This window comes from Corynebacterium sp. UD i78, from assembly GCF_056280545.1.
In genome coordinates, this window is record NZ_JBWCED010000001.1 from 3,159,391 (window position 1) to 3,173,940 (window position 14,550).

Sequence of the window (14,550 nt, forward strand, 5' to 3'; positions counted from 1 at the left end):
CGAGTGGTCTAGTCTGGTGCAGCATTAGACCGACCGGTCTGTTGACGACGGGCCGGTCGCGCCAGAGAAGACCACCAGAGAAGAGCAGGGAAGAACAGCCATGACGAACACGGGAGCAGGTGCCGGCATCACGGCGCTGACCGGTCTCGTGGGGCTCGGCGGCACCGCCGCCGCAGACACCCCTGACCGGCCCCGGAGGGACCCCGAGGTCAGCCCCGCGGGCGCGCCCACGACCACCACCCACCTCACCGCCGAGCAGAGTGCCGCCCACCAGGCCCTGGTCGACGAATGGAATGACCGGCTCGACGGGAAGAGCGCTGAGGAGATCCTCGACTGGGTCAACGAGTACGTCACCGGCACCGTCGCGGTGACCATGTCCATGCAGGACACTGTCCTCGCCGAGCTCGCCCAGGGCCGCGTGCATGACGCGGAACTCGTGTTCCTGGACACCGGCTACCACTTCGACGAGACGATGGATGTCGCCCGCGAGGTCGATGAGCGCTACAGCCTGCCGCTGAAGACCGTCGAGCCCGTCCTCTCCGTCGAGGAGCAGGACCGGGAGTACGGGGCGAACCTCTACCGTTCCAACCCGACCGCCTGCTGCCGGATGCGCAAGGTCGAGCCGCTCGCCCGGATGCTCAACCCCTACGAGGCGTGGATCTCCGGTGTGAAGCGGGTCGACAGCGAACTGCGTAAGGACACCCCGATCCTCGACGTCGACCGCACCGGCCGGCTGAAGATCAACCCGATCGCGGCATGGACCGACCAGGACGTCGAGGACTACATCGAGGACCACGACCTGATCATCCACCCCCTGACGAAGCAGGGGTACCCCTCGATCGGCTGCGCCACCTGCACCCTGCCCGTCGCCCCCGGCGAAGATCCCCGTTCCGGCCGCTGGGCCGGTTCCACCAAGACAGAATGCGGACTCCACCTGTGACCACTGCAACGCCTGAAACCACTGAAACCACTGAAACCACTGAAACCACTGACAGCCAGCTCAGCCCCCACCTCGCGAGCCTCGAGGCGGAGGCCATGGAGATCCTCCGCGAGGTCGCCGGCCAGTTCGACAAGCCGGGCCTGCTGTTCTCCTCCGGCAAGGACTCGGTCGTCGTCCTCGAGCTCGCCAAGCGGGCCTTCGCCCCGGCCGCCGTGCCCTTCGAGCTCATCCACGTCGACACCGGCCACAACTTCCCGGAGGTCATCGAGTTCCGCGAGCGCATCGCCGCCGACCCGCGGATCAGCCTCCACGTCGCCCACGTCCAGGACTGGATCGACTCCGGCGCCGTCCAGGAGCGTCCCGACGGCACCCGTAACCCGCTGCAGACCGTCCCGCTCGTCGAGACGATCCAGAACCGTGGCTACGACGCCGTGCTCGGCGGTGCCCGCCGCGACGAGGAGAAGGCCCGCGCCAAGGAGCGCGTCTTCTCCGTGCGCGACTCTTTCGGCGGCTGGAACCCGCGGCGTCAGCGTCCGGAGCTGTGGGGCCTCTACAACGGTCGCCACCAGGCAGGCGAGAACATCCGCGTCTTCCCGATCTCCAACTGGACCGAGGCGGACATCTGGGACTACATCAAGGCCCGCAACGTGGAGATCCCGGAGATCTACTACTCCCACCAGCGTGAGGTCTTCAACCGTGGTGGCATGTGGCTGACCGCCGGTGAGTGGGGCGGCCCGAAGGAGGGTGAGACGGTCGAGACGAAGACCGTGCGCTACCGCACCGTGGGCGACATGTCCTGCACCGGTGCCGTGCTCTCCGACGCCGCCACCATCGACGACGTCATCGAGGAGATCAAGGCCTCCACCACCACCGAACGCGGCGCCACCCGGGCCGACGACAAACTCTCCGAGTCCTCCATGGAGGACCGCAAGAAGGAAGGCTACTTCTGATGACCGCCGCAACCCTGGAGAACGACACCGTGACCACTGCTCTGCCCACCCTGCGGCTGTGCACCGCCGGCTCAGTCGACGACGGCAAGTCAACCTTCGTCGGCCGTCTGCTCCACGACACGAAGTCCATCCTCGCCGACCAGTTCGAGGCCGTCCAGCGCGTCTCGGCCGCCAAGGGTCTGGAGAACCCGGACCTGTCCCTGCTGGTCGACGGACTGCGTGCCGAGCGTGAGCAGGGCATCACCATCGACGTGGCCTACCGCTACTTCGCCACCGACAAGCGTTCCTTCATCCTCGCGGACTGCCCCGGGCACGTGCAGTACACCCGGAACACCGTCACCGGTCTGTCCACCTCTGAGCTGGTCATCGTGCTCATCGACGCCCGCAACGGCGTCATCGAGCAGACGAAGCGACACCTCACCGTCGCCGCGATGATGCGCACCTCGCACGTCATCGTCGCCGTGAACAAGATCGACGCCGTCGACTTCTCCCAGGAGGTCTTCGACGGGATCTCCGCCGATGTCAGGGCCCTGGCCACCGAGCTGGACCTGCCGAAGGTCGACATCGTGCCGACCTCCGCACTGCTCGGCGACAATGTCGTGACCCGTTCGGAGAACACCCCCTGGTACGACGGCCCGTCCGTCCTCGAGATCCTCGAAACCGCCCAGCCGGCCCGCATCAACGCCGGCACGGAGCGCGGTCTGCGTTTCCCGGTCCAGGTCGTCATCCGCGACCACGCCAGCGACTACCGCGGCTACGCCGGTCGCCTGACTTCCGGCTCCGTCTCCGTCGGTGACGAGGTCACCATCGGTGGCGCCGGCGGACGCGCCAGCACCGTCATCGGCATCGACGGTCCCGGTGGAGCCCAGGAGAGCGCCGCCCGCGGCGAGTCCGTCACCCTGCGCCTGGCCGACGACATCGACATCGCCCGCGGTGACCTCATCGCCACCGCCACCGACTCCGACGCCATCCCGGCCGCGGTCAACAGCTTCAAGGCCCTGGTCTTCCAGCTCGCCGAGTCCCCGGTCCGGGTGCGCGGCAATGTCCTGCTCCGCTACGGCACCGCCACCGTCCGGGCCCGCGTCGACGAGATCATCCGCCGCGTCCACATCCTCGATGAGGATGAGGCCCGGGGCGACCTCGGCACCCAGCTCGAGCTCAACGACATCGCCGAGGTCCGCGTCACCGTGGCCGAGCCGCTGCCGGTCGAGTCCTACCGCCGCGGCGGACGGGTGGGTTCCTTCCTGCTGATCAGCCCGGGCGACGGTGACACCCTCACCGCCGGTCTGGTCACCTCGGTCGACTAGGCACAGGACCAGGTACCGCACATGGTGACGCCGGTCGTTCTCCTCGCACACGGGTCCAGGCACCCGGAGGCGGACGCCGCCGTCGCCCGCATCGCCGATGCGGTCTCCGCTCTCACCGGAGCTCCGGCACAGCCCTCCTACCTGGACTTCTCACCTCTGACGCTCACCACCGTCGCCCATCTGCTCGCCGCAGAAGGGTACCGGCGGGCGACCGTCGTCCCACTGCTGTTCACCCGCGCCTTCCACATGCGCCACGATGTCCCCGAGGCTCTCGCCGAAGCGACCGCGGCCACCGGCGTGGCATTCACCCTGGCCGAAGGAATCGGAACCGGTGCGGATGTGGCGGAGCTGCTGGCGTCCCGCATCCCGCCCGGCACCGGGCACCTTGTCCTCTACTCCGTGGGGTCCTCGGTGTCCGGGGCGAATGAGACGGTCGCCGACCTCGCCATCGACAGCGGTGGTCGGGCCGGCATCACCGCCGAACTCGTCACCGCCACCGGCCCCTCTGGGGGCGTGGACGCTCTGGTGGACGCGGTACGCCGCGCCACCGGACCGGTACATGTCGCACCGTTGTTCATCTCGCCCGGAACACTGTGGGACGCCGCCGTTGACGTCCTTTCCTCACTGCCGGACAACCTGTCCGTCACCACCGGCGTCCCCCTGGACACCGCTGTCGCCCCACTGACCGCCCACCGGGCCCGAGAAAGGAACGCCGGATGAAGCTCCTGCTCTTCGCCGTGGCCGGGCTGCTCGCCCAGCTTGTCGACGGTGCCCTCGGCATGGCCTTCGGCATCACCGCCGAACTCGTCACCGCCACCGGCCCCTCTGGGGGCGTGGACGCTCTGGTGGACGCGGTACGCCGCGCCACCGGACCGGTACATGTCGCACCGTTGTTCATCTCGCCCGGAACACTGTGGGACGCCGCCGTTGACGTCCTTTCCTCACTGCCGGACAACCTGTCCGTCACCACCGGCGTCCCCCTGGACACCGCTGTCGCCCCACTGACCGCCCACCGGGCCCGAGAAAGGAACGCCGGATGAAGCTCCTGCTCTTCGCCGTGGCCGGGCTGCTCGCCCAGCTTGTCGACGGTGCCCTCGGCATGGCCTTCGGCATCACCGCCACCACCGCGCTGATCCTCTCCGGCGCGGCCCCCGCCCAGGCCAGCGCCGCGGTGCACTTCGCCGAGGTCGGGACGACGCTTTTCTCCGGGCTCGCCCACTGGAAGCTCAACAACGTCCATTGGCCGACCGTGCTCTTCCTCGGAGTCCCCGGTGCGGTCGGCGCCTTTGCCGGTGCGACGGTGCTGTCGGGTCTGTCGACCGAGTCTGCCGAGCCGGTGGTCTCCACCATCCTGCTGTTGCTGGGTGCCTATGTGCTGGTACGCAGCGTTGCGCTGCCCTGGAAGCGGCGGCAGCGCTCCGAGTTCGCCGACGGCGCCGGCACGCCTCACCCACCGGCCGCCCGTGGCAGGTTCGGTCTGGCCGCCCTCGGACTCGGCGGCGGTTTCCTCGACGCGACCGGCGGCGGCGGCTGGGGCCCGGTCACCACGTCGACACTGCTCAGTGTCGGACGTCGTGAGCCCCGCAAGATCATCGGCACCGTGAACACCGCCGAGTTCCTCGTCGCGGTGTCTGCGTCCCTCGGATTCATCTTCGGCCTGGAGCAGGTCCACGGGTCCTGGCAGCCGGTGCTTGGACTGCTCATCGGCGGACTGATCGGTGCGCCCATCGCCGCCTGGGTGGTGACGGTCATCAACCCCGACGTCCTGGGCGCGGTCGTGGGCGCACTGCTCATCGTGCTCAACGGGGTGCGCGTCATCAACGCCCTCGGCTGGGGCGGTGCCGCGATCGTCACCGTTGTCGTGGTGGTCGTCGCCGTGGTCCTGACCCGTGTGCTGCTGCGCCGACGGGCCGTCAGGCAGGCGGAGGACGCGGCGGAGAGTGGACCTGTGGACAACGCGGGTGCCCCCGCTCCGGGAGCTTTTACCACAGGTTAGAGGGGGTGTGGTTCCTCCCACTCCTGTGGCGTTGGTCACCGACTGTGGTTCCGTGCACAATAGTAACGTTCATGTAGACCGCACCACAGCAGTAGACGACTCCAGGAGATTTCAGTGACAGTCCGCGCAGTGCTCAGTCCGATCGCCACCGCAGCCGGGCGTCGGGGAGAGCTCATCAGCACGCTCTCCGCCGGCCACGGCCCCGATGTCGGAGATGTCACCGACATCTTCGACACACTGCGTCCCTCGGCCCCGGACTTCAGCGAGGCACTCGATGTCGCACTCGGAGACCGTGACGGGGTCCTCGTCGGTACCGGCGAGCCGATGTTCGACTCCCGCCTCGCCGCCGCCGTCGGCGTCCCCCAGTTCCTCGTCGCCGCGGGTGAACAGGACCACCTCCAGTTGCAGCAGGTCGCCGGACAGCTGGTGCGTGTCGGTCGTGCGCCCCGTGGTATCGCCGTGATGGACGGCACCCACGGTTCCTCCGCCCTGGAGGCGGAAGGTACCGCCGTCCCGTTCCTCGCCCTCGACAAGGTCGACGAAGCCGAGGCGTCCACCCCGGTCATCGGACCGGAGGTCTTCGAGCGCAACCTCATCATCCAGGCCCGTGCCGCCAAGGCGCACATCGTGCTTCCTGAAGGTGATGACGACCGCATCCTCACCGCAGCCCACCAGCTGCTCGAGAAGAAGGTCTGTGAACTGACCATCCTGGGTGACCCGCCCGCCATGGCCGCCCGTGCCCACGAACTCGGCCTCGACATTTCCGGTGCCACGCTCACCGACCCGACCGAGGGCGACGACCTCGAGCGTTTCGCCGAGGAGTTCGCCGAGCTACGCAAGGCAAAGGGGGTCTCCCTCGACGAGGCCCGCGAGACCATGAAGGACATCAGCTACTACGCGACGATGATGATCCACCTCGGCCTGGCCGACGGCATGGTCTCCGGTGCCGCGCACACCACCGCGCACACCATCAAGCCCAGCTTCCAGATCATCAAGACCGTGCCCGAGGCGTCCATCGTCTCCTCGATCTTCCTCATGGTCATGGACGGCGTCCTCTGGGCGTTCGGTGACTGCGCGGTCAACCCGAACCCCACTCCGGCACAGCTCGCCGAGATCGCCGTGGTGTCCGCGAAGACCGCCGCGCAGTTCGGCATCGACCCGAAGGTCGCCATGCTGTCCTTCTCCACCGGGTCCTCCGGCGCCGGTGAGGACGTCGAGGCGGTCGCCGAGGCTGTGACCATCGCCCGCGAGTCCTCGGGGGACCTCAGCGTGGACGGCCCGCTGCAGTTCGACGCCGCCGTCGTCGAGTCGGTGGGCCAGAAGAAGCTGCCCGGCTCCGATGTCGCCGGTAAGGCCACCGTCTTCGTCTTCCCTGACCTCAACAGCGGAAACATCACCTACAAGGCGGTCCAGCGCACCGCTGACGCACTGGCCGTCGGCCCGATCCTCCAGGGGCTGAACAAGCCCGTCAACGACCTGTCCCGCGGAGCCACCGTCCCGGACATCGTGAACACCGTCGCCATCACCGCCATCCAGGCCGGCAACTAACCGAAAGAGCATACACAGCCATGACGCAGCACATTCTGGTCCTCAACTCCGGTTCCTCCTCGATCAAGTTCCAGGTCCTCGACCTGCAGGCGGAGAACCCCGACGTGCCCTTCCTCTCCGGTCTCGTCGAGCAGATCGGTGAGTCCCGCGGTCACATCCGCATCGTGACCGAGAACAACACCATCGAGGACCGCCGTCCGATCCTGAGCCACTCCGTCGGTCTGGAGCGCGCCTTCGGCATGATGTCCATGCTGGGCGTGGGACCGCAGGACCTCGACGTCCACGCTGTCGGACACCGCGTCGTCCAGGGGGGCTCGGTCTTCAACGAGCCGGTCATCATCGACGAATCCGTGAAGAACGAGATCCGGGGCATGATCCCGCTGGCGCCGCTGCACAACCCGGCGAACCTCGACGGCATCGAGAACGCCCAGTCCCTGCTGCCGGACGTCCCCCACGTCGCCGTCTTCGATACCGCGTTCTTCCACTCCCTGCCGGAGTCCGCGGCCCGCTACGCCATCAACCGCGACATCGCCGACCAGTACCACATCCGCCGGTACGGTGCCCACGGCACGAGCCACCAGTACGTCTCCGAGCAGGTCCCCGCCCTCATCGGCAAGGCCGCCGAGGACGTCAACCAGATCACCCTCCACCTGGGCAACGGTGCCTCGACCTCCGCCATCCGTGGCGGCAAAGCCATTGACACCTCCATGGGCCTCACCCCGCTGGCAGGTCTGGTCATGGGTACCCGTACCGGTGACATCGACCCCTCGGTCATCTTCCACCTCGCCCGTGAGGCGAAGATGAGCATCGACGAGATCGACACCCTGCTCAACCGTCGTTCCGGTCTCAAGGGCCTGTGCGGGGTCAACGACTTCCGCCTGCTCCAGGAGCTCATCAACGAGGGGGAGCAGGACGCCCAGGAGGCGTACGACATCTACGTCCACCGCGTCCGCCAGTATGTCGGTTCCTACATGCTGGAGCTCGGTCGCCTCGACGCGATCTCTTTCACCGCGGGTGTCGGTGAGAACCACGTCGGTATCCGCCGCGACACCATGGCAGGCCTGGAGAACTTCGGCATCAGGATCGACGATGCGCTGAACAACAATGAGGCAGGCGTCAAGGGGGCCCGGGTCATCTCCACCGAGGATTCCACCGTCAAGGTTCTCGTGGTCCCGACCAACGAAGAGCTCGCCATCGCGCGGGCCGCCGCCGAGCTCGCGGACAACTGATCTACCGCTTGACGGGGCGTTCTTCCACGGCACCGTCGGTGCGGAATATCGCACCTCATCGGCTGATGGCGTCGGTCTCACCTGGACACTTACCAGATGAAAGTTGAATCCGGGTGCGATATTCCGCCACGCTGTGCCACACTCGGTGATTCAGGGACAGATATATCACGTCCGGGTCGGGGGATCCGGGAGGGGGAGGGGCATATGCCGTATGCAGGTGACGCTATAGACAAGGGGATCGCCCGACACTGGCGTCCGCCGGCCGGGGTCCATAATGCGCACCGGCCGGGCACTCGGGACGAGGTCGTGGCGGAGCTCAGCGAAGGAGCATTGGGCGATCTCTACACGGAGGTCGACGGGTTGTGGGTGCCGACGCAGAGTGTCCGGCCCGAAGCCCTCGTCATCACCGGGGCGGCGCACCATCCCCGTCAACTCGCCTACCGGGTTGATGCCCTGACCCGGTTGCGTCGCATCCTGGATCTGCGCCCGGACTGGACCGGTGCCGCGTGGAGTGCAGGGTCGGCCTGGGGTGCGCCCTACTTCTGTGACGATGCGGACACCTGCGTCCTGTCGGGCGGGCGCCGTCGTCTCGCGACCACAATCTGACCAGGTGACGAGGCAACGGAGGGAGGGGCTTGTCGCTGAAGTATCTGCGGTGTCGGTGGATGCGCGGTGCCGGAACCACACGGTCACTCCGCCGGTCCTGACTGTCGCACACTGTCTGCAGTCGGTGCTCCGGGATGAGCACCGCTGGAAAGTGCTGCCGGTGGCAGGATGGTCGACCCGTGACCTCCAGGTGATCCAGGTGCTTGACATGTTCTCGGCACTCTTCGGTGTTCCTCCAGGTGACCTGGCTGCCGCATGCCGCGGTCTGGTGGATGCACGTCTGCTCCGCAGGTTGGCGAGACATGCTGACCAGGGTGGGGAATCGCCGATGGAGACGGTGATGCGTCTTGCGGTGGCGGGGCTGGAGGGAACAGGGGGGCTGATACCTCAGCTGGTTGTCCGGGCTGACGGCTCGGTCGCAGATCCGGTCCACACCGGTGGTGAACAGTGGGGGAGACGTCGACGTCTGACGTCGGCCGAATGGTCGGCACGCCGTCGGGGGCCGAAGATCGTCGCACGTCTTGACCTCGGAGATCCGGTGCTCCGGCTGGCACTGCAGTATGACGGTGCGGCGCACCTCGGTCTTGAACGTCGCGACCGGGATTCGAAGGTGAACACGCAGTTGACGAACCTGGAGTGGCATGTCCTGCGAATTACCCAGGGGCATCTGGCTGATCCGGACCTGCTTGCTGAGACAGTGGATGGCGGGGTGGAAGTCTGCCGGAGGAGGCTCGGAGGTCGGAGCTGACAGGCGGGGTCAACAGGTCAGGGGGTGAAGCAGTGTGGGATATCGCACCTGCATCAGCGTGGGGTGAAATCTGACCTCTATGCTTACCATCGGTAAGTGATCTCGAGGTGCGATATCCCGCACCAGGGACCAGAACACGGGGCCAGAGGGAGTGATGAGCGGTCGGGCATCGACAGATCAGAACCAGGTCCGTGGCCGGATCCGGTTCGCCATGTCCACCAGCCGGAACCGGTGCCGTGCGAACGGTGACTGACGGGCCAGTTCCCTCAGCCCACGCTCCAGGCCCGCCCGCAGACCACGCTCGGTGAAATCCACGTCGAAGAGCTGCCCGGGACCGATATGGACCGGGTCACCGGCCTCCTCACGGTCGCGCAGCCAGTCGAGCGCCGCGGAGAGTACCGCGATGCGCAGCTGGGGGATCCGTGGCTCGGTCGTGGGCAGCAGGTCGAGGCGACGTCCGGCACGACGGATCCGGGACTCGCTGAGGTCCGCACGGTCGGTGATGAACATCAGGACCGTCGTCATCCGGGCGATCTCGTGGTGCCGGGAGTTCGCCGGCACCTTGTCGAGTGTGGCGACCGCAGGGTCGACCATCCCCTCCGCCTGCAGTTGCCGGGCCATGCCGAAGGCGGAGGAGACCGTTGTCGGGTTCGTCGACCACACCAGGCCGTAGAGCCGCAGGGCGTGGAACCGCAGTGCCACCGGGTCCTGGGTGAGGTGCGTCCATCCCGGGACGACGGCCTCCTCGTCAAGGTTCAGCCCCTGCTGGTAGGTCAGCGCCATGGCGGACCGTCGGATCCCGGTGTCCAACAGCCCGATGGTGTTCACCCCCTGCTCCTGCAGGAGCAGTTCGTCGGTCGCGGCGAGCGCCAGCTTCGGCGCCGGCTCACCGGGCAGAATGTTCAGCACCGTGTTGAAGTACCGCTGTGCGGCGACGAAATCGCCGGTGAGCAGGGCGCACACCCCGGACAGCCACTGGTGGCGCCAGTCGCGGCGCAGTGTGGTGTCCATGTCCCGCAGCCGTGCCTCCGCCTCGGCGGTCATGCCCAGGTCAAGCTGGGCGCGGACCATGGTCAGGGGAATCTCGCGGGAATTCTCGAACCCGGGCTGGTCCATCGCCGAGGACAGCGTGTCGATGATTTCGCCGGGCTCGGTGAGACTCGCGGCGGAGAGCAGCGAGGCGCCCGGGTCATTCGGGTCGGTCAGCGGGATCGGCAGGGCGGCGACGACCTCCGGGGCGGTGATCTCCACCGACCGTTCGATACCGTCGAGCAGTTGATCGGTGCGGAACAGCTGGTGGTTCGTACCGAACGTGGAACGCTGGGCGGTGAACCGGGTGGCCGAGTGCGGGAACTGACGTCCGTCCCGGATGGCCAGCACCTCCCGCAGGACGCCGACCAGCTGGTCACGCAGACTGCGCACCGAGGAGAAACGCACGTCCGGATCCTCGTCGGTGGCGCGCAGCAGCAGCCGGTAGAGGGAGAGGTACCGCCGGAACATCGGCTCGTTGTCGGGGGAGGGGAGGCCGGGGTCGTACACGCCGTCGGTGACCGGGAGCTTGACCACGAGGCTCGCCAGGGTACGGCCGACGGTGTAGATGTCACTGGCGACGGTCGGCCCGGTGCGTGCCATCTCGGGGGCCTGGAATCCCCTGGTCCCGAAGATGTGCCCGTAGGCTCCGATGCCGGTCACCGCGCCCAGGTCGATGAGCTTGACCTGGTCCTCGGTGACGATGATGTTGTCCGGCTTGAGATCGTTGTACACCACGCCGCGGGAGTGCAGGTACTCCAGCGCGGGGAGGACGGACAGGACGTAGCCGATGGCGATGTCGACGTCGAGGGTGTTGTCCGGCTGCAGTCGACGCCGGTCACGCAGCGACGGCCCACCGACGTACTCCATGACGATGAATCCGCCGGGGCTGCGGGCGTCGTCGATGAAGTTGAAGATCTTCACGATCCCGGGGTGGGTGATGTCGGCGAGGAAGGCGCGTTCGGATTCTGCAACGGCCTGTTCCTGCTTCGTGACGGTGGCCATCATGCCCTTGAGCACCACCCAGCGGTCGGACACGTTGTGGTCCAGTGCCAGGTAGATCCAGCCCATACCACCGTGGGCGATGGTGCCGATGACCTCGTACTGGCCGGCGACGATGTCCCCGGGGTTCAGTGTCGGCGGTTCGGTGCCCTTGGCGATCTCCTCGGCCGGGTCGATCACGGCGGTGACCGGATCGGTCGGCGGCAGGAACGGGAGGCGGACCATGCCACCGGCGATGTCGGCACCGGCGCGCGAGGTGCCGCGACGCTGCCGGAAGGTCGAGAGAGCCTCCCGCCGGCTGCGTTCGCCGGCGTCCTGCCCGGAGAAACCGTCACCTGCGGCACCGGGACCGGAGACTTCGTCATCGTCGGCGAACGGGTTGAAGGGGGTGGCGGAGGTCGCGGCGGAGTCTTCACCGGCGTCCCCGGCGGAGGACGCGGGGTCCGGGGTGCCGAGCAGGTCGGCGAGGTCGATCTCCGGTTCGTCGTCATCGTCGGCGAAGGGGTCGAAGAAGGTCGCCTCGGTGCCCTTCTCCTGTGCCCGGTCCTGTGCCTGCTCCCGGGCCTTCTCCTGCTCGTCGCGCGTGCTGTCGTCCACGGTCAGCTCCTTTCGCCCTCGTCGTCGCCCTCGTCGTCGGCCGCGGTGGTCGGTGCGGCTGCCGCGGTGGTTGAGGCGCCGGACGCCTCAGATGTCTCAGCTGCTTCAGCCTCCCGCCGCAGATTCCGTAGCTCGGTCGACTCCTCGTCGGTGCGGTACACCGCCTCCGGCTGGGACCCTGCCCCGGTGTACGGGGCCAGCCACTGTCCGTGGAGCCGGTTCCAGGTGCCGTCGGAACGGAGCCGTTCCAGGGTGGTGTTGACCTGCCTGACCAGGCCGGCGGTGTTCCGGATGGTCGGCGGCGCCGTCGCGACGGCGTAGTGGTCCGTGTGGTCACTCATACCCACCAGTTCGGTGTTCGGGTCCTGGGCGAGCAGGCCCGAGAGAACGGCCGAATCCGAGTAGATCGCGTCCACCTGTCCGTGCTGCATCGCCATGAGGCAGTCCGGCCAGGTCTCCGTGAGCAGTAGCCTGTTGTGGTCGATGCTGCTGGTCAGTGACTGGGCGCTGGTGGATCTCGTCGTCGCACACACCGTCTTGTCCGCGAGATCCTCCTCGGAGGCGATCCCGGAGTTCCGGTTGACCAGCAGCCGCGGGTTGACCGTGAGATAGGGGATGGAGAACTCGACGTTCATCTGGCGCAGTCGGGTGACCGTCATCGAACGGATGACGATGTCGACGTCACCGTCTCGCAACGCCTCATCCCGGCCGTCACCCTCGATGTAGCGGAAGTCCACCCGGTCGGGGTCTCCGAAGATGTCGCGGGCGATCTCATGGGCGATGTCGACCTCGAAGCCGGCCATCTCCCCGGTCACCGGGTCCCGGAATCCCAGTTGGTTCATCGACTGCGAGACGCCGACGATCAGGCGTCCCCGGTCGATGATGTCGGGGACACGCTGCTCCGGGGTGGCGTCCCCCGGGCGCAGCGACCCGAAGGGGGCGCCGCCGTCGTCCTGGACGTCGCCGGTGTCCCCACCATCGCTGAACACCGCTCCTGCGGGCAGCGGGACCTGTGGGTCGGCGGGGTCGGGCCACTGTTGGAGCCCGTCGCCGCTGGAGCAGGACGCCAGTACCACGGCGGAAATCAGGAGGACGGCGGTGACCGGAATGACCCTGGTGCGGGAGCGGAATATCATCACAGGTACTCCTGGAGCCGGGGGCGCGTGCCCTGGACGACGCAGAGGATGGACAGCAGTGACAGCACGAAGACCAGGAGGTTCACCCGGCTGGCCGCCCGTCCGGCGTCGGAGAGGTAGTCGCGGAGCTGGTCACGTGAGTCGTCGATGAGAATCTCGAGGTCCTGGTCGAGGGCCGAGAAACTCTCACTGACGCTGTCGTCGCCACTCCCGACGGCCGCCTGCACGGCGTCGGTGTAGTTGCCCTGCCGGACCAGGGAGACCATGTTCGCGTGGGCGCTGTCCCAGGTACGGAGGGACTCCCTGGCAGCGTCGATCCGTTCCCGGCTCTCCTTGCCGTCGGTGACCCCACGCAGTTCCTCCAACCGGGCGTCGATACCGGCGATCCGGTCGGTGAAGTCGGTCTGGTTGTCAGTCGTGTAGTCACGCTGGACCAGACCGAGGACCTCGGTGGACCGCGTCTGCTGGACCCCGATCCGCAGTGAGGTGAGGGTCTGCAGGGGCTGGGAGGTACCGGCCACTCCACGCGGGCCGTCCTGCCAGGTCGTCAGGGCGGACGCGGAGGCCCAGATCAGCGCGACCGTCATGAGCACCGTGGCGGTGGCGTACCCCGCACTGATCCTGCGGTTGGACCACGCCGCCAGCCAGAACTGCGCGACGAACAGCAGGCACACCGCGGCCAGCAGTCCGGAGAGGGCGAACCAGCTGGGCCGGGTCAGTTTGTGCTGCTGGTCGACGACCGAGGAACTTGTCCGGTCGTAGAGCTCGGAGGCGGCGGGCAGCAGTTCGTCCTGCATCATCGCGGACGCCTGGGTGATGTACGCCGCCCCCAGCGGGTAGCCCTGCCGGTTGTTCGCCCCGGCCTCGGTCACCTGGCTGACATAGGTCGGGAGTTTCTCCTGGATCTCCAGGATCAGCTCCATCTCCCGGCTGGACGGGTCGTCGATCCCGTTGGCCGCCCGGACGACCGCGCGGGACGCCGTGTCCAGCGCCTCCCGGTAGGACTCCTGCGTGTCGGCGGTCCGGGAGGAGTCCGACAGGAAACTCGTGGCGGCGACCGAGTCTGCCACCGACAGGGAGTTGAAGAGTTCCTGGGCGGCGAAGGCCACCGGCTCAGACCGGTTGACCAGGGTGTTGAGTTCGCCCTGCCGGTTGCCGGAGGAGCCGGCCATCGCACCGCCGGCCGCGAGAATCGCCAGGACCAGCACCACGGAGACCACGGTGAGCAGACCCGGAGTGGTGGATACGAAGCGGGCGAAGCGGCGCGGTGCTTCGACGAGGGGGGTGAAGATGTGGATCCGGCGGGGACTCTCGCGGAACAGCTCCTCGTCCATCCACCGGTCGCTGTCGCGACGTGGGGCACCCGGCCCCGTCGCCCCCTCGGAGGGGTCGGTGGTGAGTTGCACAGGCGACGGACCGGTCGTCGCCTTCTCCGGCGCGGACATGGGACCGATGATACTGA

Annotated in this window: 13 protein-coding genes; 10 read left to right on the plus strand and 3 right to left on the minus strand. The window is 67.7% G+C overall.

From position 1 onward, the window contains the following. The first annotated feature begins 100 nt into the window (after positions 1 to 100). From ACZ9GM_RS14775 to ACZ9GM_RS14820, 10 genes are all read left to right on the plus strand, one after another. Positions 101 to 940, plus strand: a complete 840-nt coding sequence (locus tag ACZ9GM_RS14775; RefSeq protein ID WP_476038272.1) for a phosphoadenylyl-sulfate reductase — start codon at positions 101 to 103, stop codon at positions 938 to 940. Beyond that, the gene (gene cysD / locus ACZ9GM_RS14780) at positions 922 to 1,890 is read left to right on the plus strand and encodes a sulfate adenylyltransferase subunit CysD (RefSeq protein WP_476038273.1); all 969 of its coding nucleotides are present in this window, start codon (positions 922 to 924) and stop codon (positions 1,888 to 1,890) included. Before ACZ9GM_RS14775 ends, cysD begins: the two co-directional genes overlap by 19 nt. Beyond that, complete coding sequence (locus ACZ9GM_RS14785) at positions 1,890 to 3,197, plus strand: sulfate adenylyltransferase subunit 1 (RefSeq protein WP_291476304.1); 1,308 nt, start codon at positions 1,890 to 1,892, stop codon at positions 3,195 to 3,197. Before cysD ends, ACZ9GM_RS14785 begins: the two co-directional genes overlap by 1 nt. Positions 3,198 to 3,218: 21 nt before the next feature. Further along, positions 3,219 to 3,917 carry a sirohydrochlorin chelatase gene (locus tag ACZ9GM_RS14790; RefSeq protein WP_291476302.1) on the plus strand — a complete coding sequence of 233 codons (699 nt, stop codon included), beginning with the start codon at positions 3,219 to 3,221 and terminating at the stop codon, positions 3,915 to 3,917. Next, the gene (locus ACZ9GM_RS14795) at positions 3,914 to 4,237 is read left to right on the plus strand and encodes a hypothetical protein (protein WP_476038380.1); all 324 of its coding nucleotides are present in this window, start codon (positions 3,914 to 3,916) and stop codon (positions 4,235 to 4,237) included. Before ACZ9GM_RS14790 ends, ACZ9GM_RS14795 begins: the two co-directional genes overlap by 4 nt. Next, the gene (locus ACZ9GM_RS14800; RefSeq protein ID WP_291476301.1) at positions 4,234 to 5,193 is read left to right on the plus strand and encodes a sulfite exporter TauE/SafE family protein; all 960 of its coding nucleotides are present in this window, start codon (positions 4,234 to 4,236) and stop codon (positions 5,191 to 5,193) included. Before ACZ9GM_RS14795 ends, ACZ9GM_RS14800 begins: the two co-directional genes overlap by 4 nt. A 114-nt stretch (positions 5,194 to 5,307) precedes the next feature. Next, positions 5,308 to 6,741 (plus strand): phosphate acetyltransferase, encoded by a 1,434-nt coding sequence (pta, locus tag ACZ9GM_RS14805; protein ID WP_291476300.1) that lies wholly within the window; start codon positions 5,308 to 5,310, stop codon positions 6,739 to 6,741. Positions 6,742 to 6,761: 20 nt separating this feature from the next. Beyond that, positions 6,762 to 7,970: an acetate kinase gene (locus ACZ9GM_RS14810; RefSeq protein WP_291476299.1), complete on the plus strand. Its 1,209-nt coding sequence runs from the start codon at positions 6,762 to 6,764 to the stop codon at positions 7,968 to 7,970. Positions 7,971 to 8,276: 306 nt separating this feature from the next. Further along, entirely contained in the window at positions 8,277 to 8,576 is a 300-nt protein-coding gene (locus ACZ9GM_RS14815; RefSeq protein ID WP_291476297.1) for a hypothetical protein, read from the plus strand. Positions 8,577 to 8,736: 160 nt separating this feature from the next. Continuing rightward, entirely contained in the window at positions 8,737 to 9,324 is a 588-nt protein-coding gene (locus ACZ9GM_RS14820) for a hypothetical protein (RefSeq protein WP_291476295.1), read from the plus strand. A 177-nt stretch (positions 9,325 to 9,501) separates the two neighbouring features. On the opposite strand, the gene ACZ9GM_RS14825 is transcribed toward ACZ9GM_RS14820, so the two are convergent. From ACZ9GM_RS14825 to ACZ9GM_RS14835, 3 genes are read right to left on the minus strand one after another with little or no spacing between them, the layout of a single operon-like run. Beyond that, positions 9,502 to 11,952 (minus strand): serine/threonine protein kinase, encoded by a 2,451-nt coding sequence (locus tag ACZ9GM_RS14825; protein ID WP_291476293.1) that lies wholly within the window; start codon positions 11,950 to 11,952, stop codon positions 9,502 to 9,504. Positions 11,953 to 11,954: 2 nt separating this feature from the next. Continuing rightward, the gene (locus tag ACZ9GM_RS14830) at positions 11,955 to 13,088 is read right to left on the minus strand and encodes a transporter substrate-binding domain-containing protein (protein WP_291476291.1); all 1,134 of its coding nucleotides are present in this window, start codon (positions 13,086 to 13,088) and stop codon (positions 11,955 to 11,957) included. Continuing rightward, on the minus strand, positions 13,088 to 14,533 hold the full coding sequence (locus ACZ9GM_RS14835) for an MCP four helix bundle domain-containing protein (protein ID WP_476038274.1): 1,446 nt from the start codon (positions 14,531 to 14,533) through the stop codon (positions 13,088 to 13,090). Before ACZ9GM_RS14835 ends, ACZ9GM_RS14830 begins: the two co-directional genes overlap by 1 nt. Positions 14,534 to 14,550 lie beyond the last annotated feature (17 nt).

Bases quoted from the DNA above. Each gene is read 5' to 3' on its own strand.
- cysD (WP_476038273.1), top strand. From the start codon at position 922: ATGCGGACTCCACCTGTGACCACTGCAACGCCTGAAACCACTGAAACC.
- ACZ9GM_RS14810 (WP_291476299.1), top strand. From the start codon at position 6,762: ATGACGCAGCACATTCTGGTCCTCAACTCCGGTTCCTCCTCGATCAAG.
- ACZ9GM_RS14785 (WP_291476304.1), top strand. From the start codon at position 1,890: ATGACCGCCGCAACCCTGGAGAACGACACCGTGACCACTGCTCTGCCC.
- ACZ9GM_RS14800 (WP_291476301.1), top strand. From the start codon at position 4,234: ATGAAGCTCCTGCTCTTCGCCGTGGCCGGGCTGCTCGCCCAGCTTGTC.
- ACZ9GM_RS14775 (WP_476038272.1), top strand. From the start codon at position 101: ATGACGAACACGGGAGCAGGTGCCGGCATCACGGCGCTGACCGGTCTC.
- ACZ9GM_RS14835 (WP_476038274.1), bottom strand. From the start codon at position 14,533: ATGTCCGCGCCGGAGAAGGCGACGACCGGTCCGTCGCCTGTGCAACTC.
- ACZ9GM_RS14830 (WP_291476291.1), bottom strand. From the start codon at position 13,088: ATGATATTCCGCTCCCGCACCAGGGTCATTCCGGTCACCGCCGTCCTC.
- ACZ9GM_RS14790 (WP_291476302.1), top strand. From the start codon at position 3,219: ATGGTGACGCCGGTCGTTCTCCTCGCACACGGGTCCAGGCACCCGGAG.
- ACZ9GM_RS14795 (WP_476038380.1), top strand. From the start codon at position 3,914: ATGAAGCTCCTGCTCTTCGCCGTGGCCGGGCTGCTCGCCCAGCTTGTC.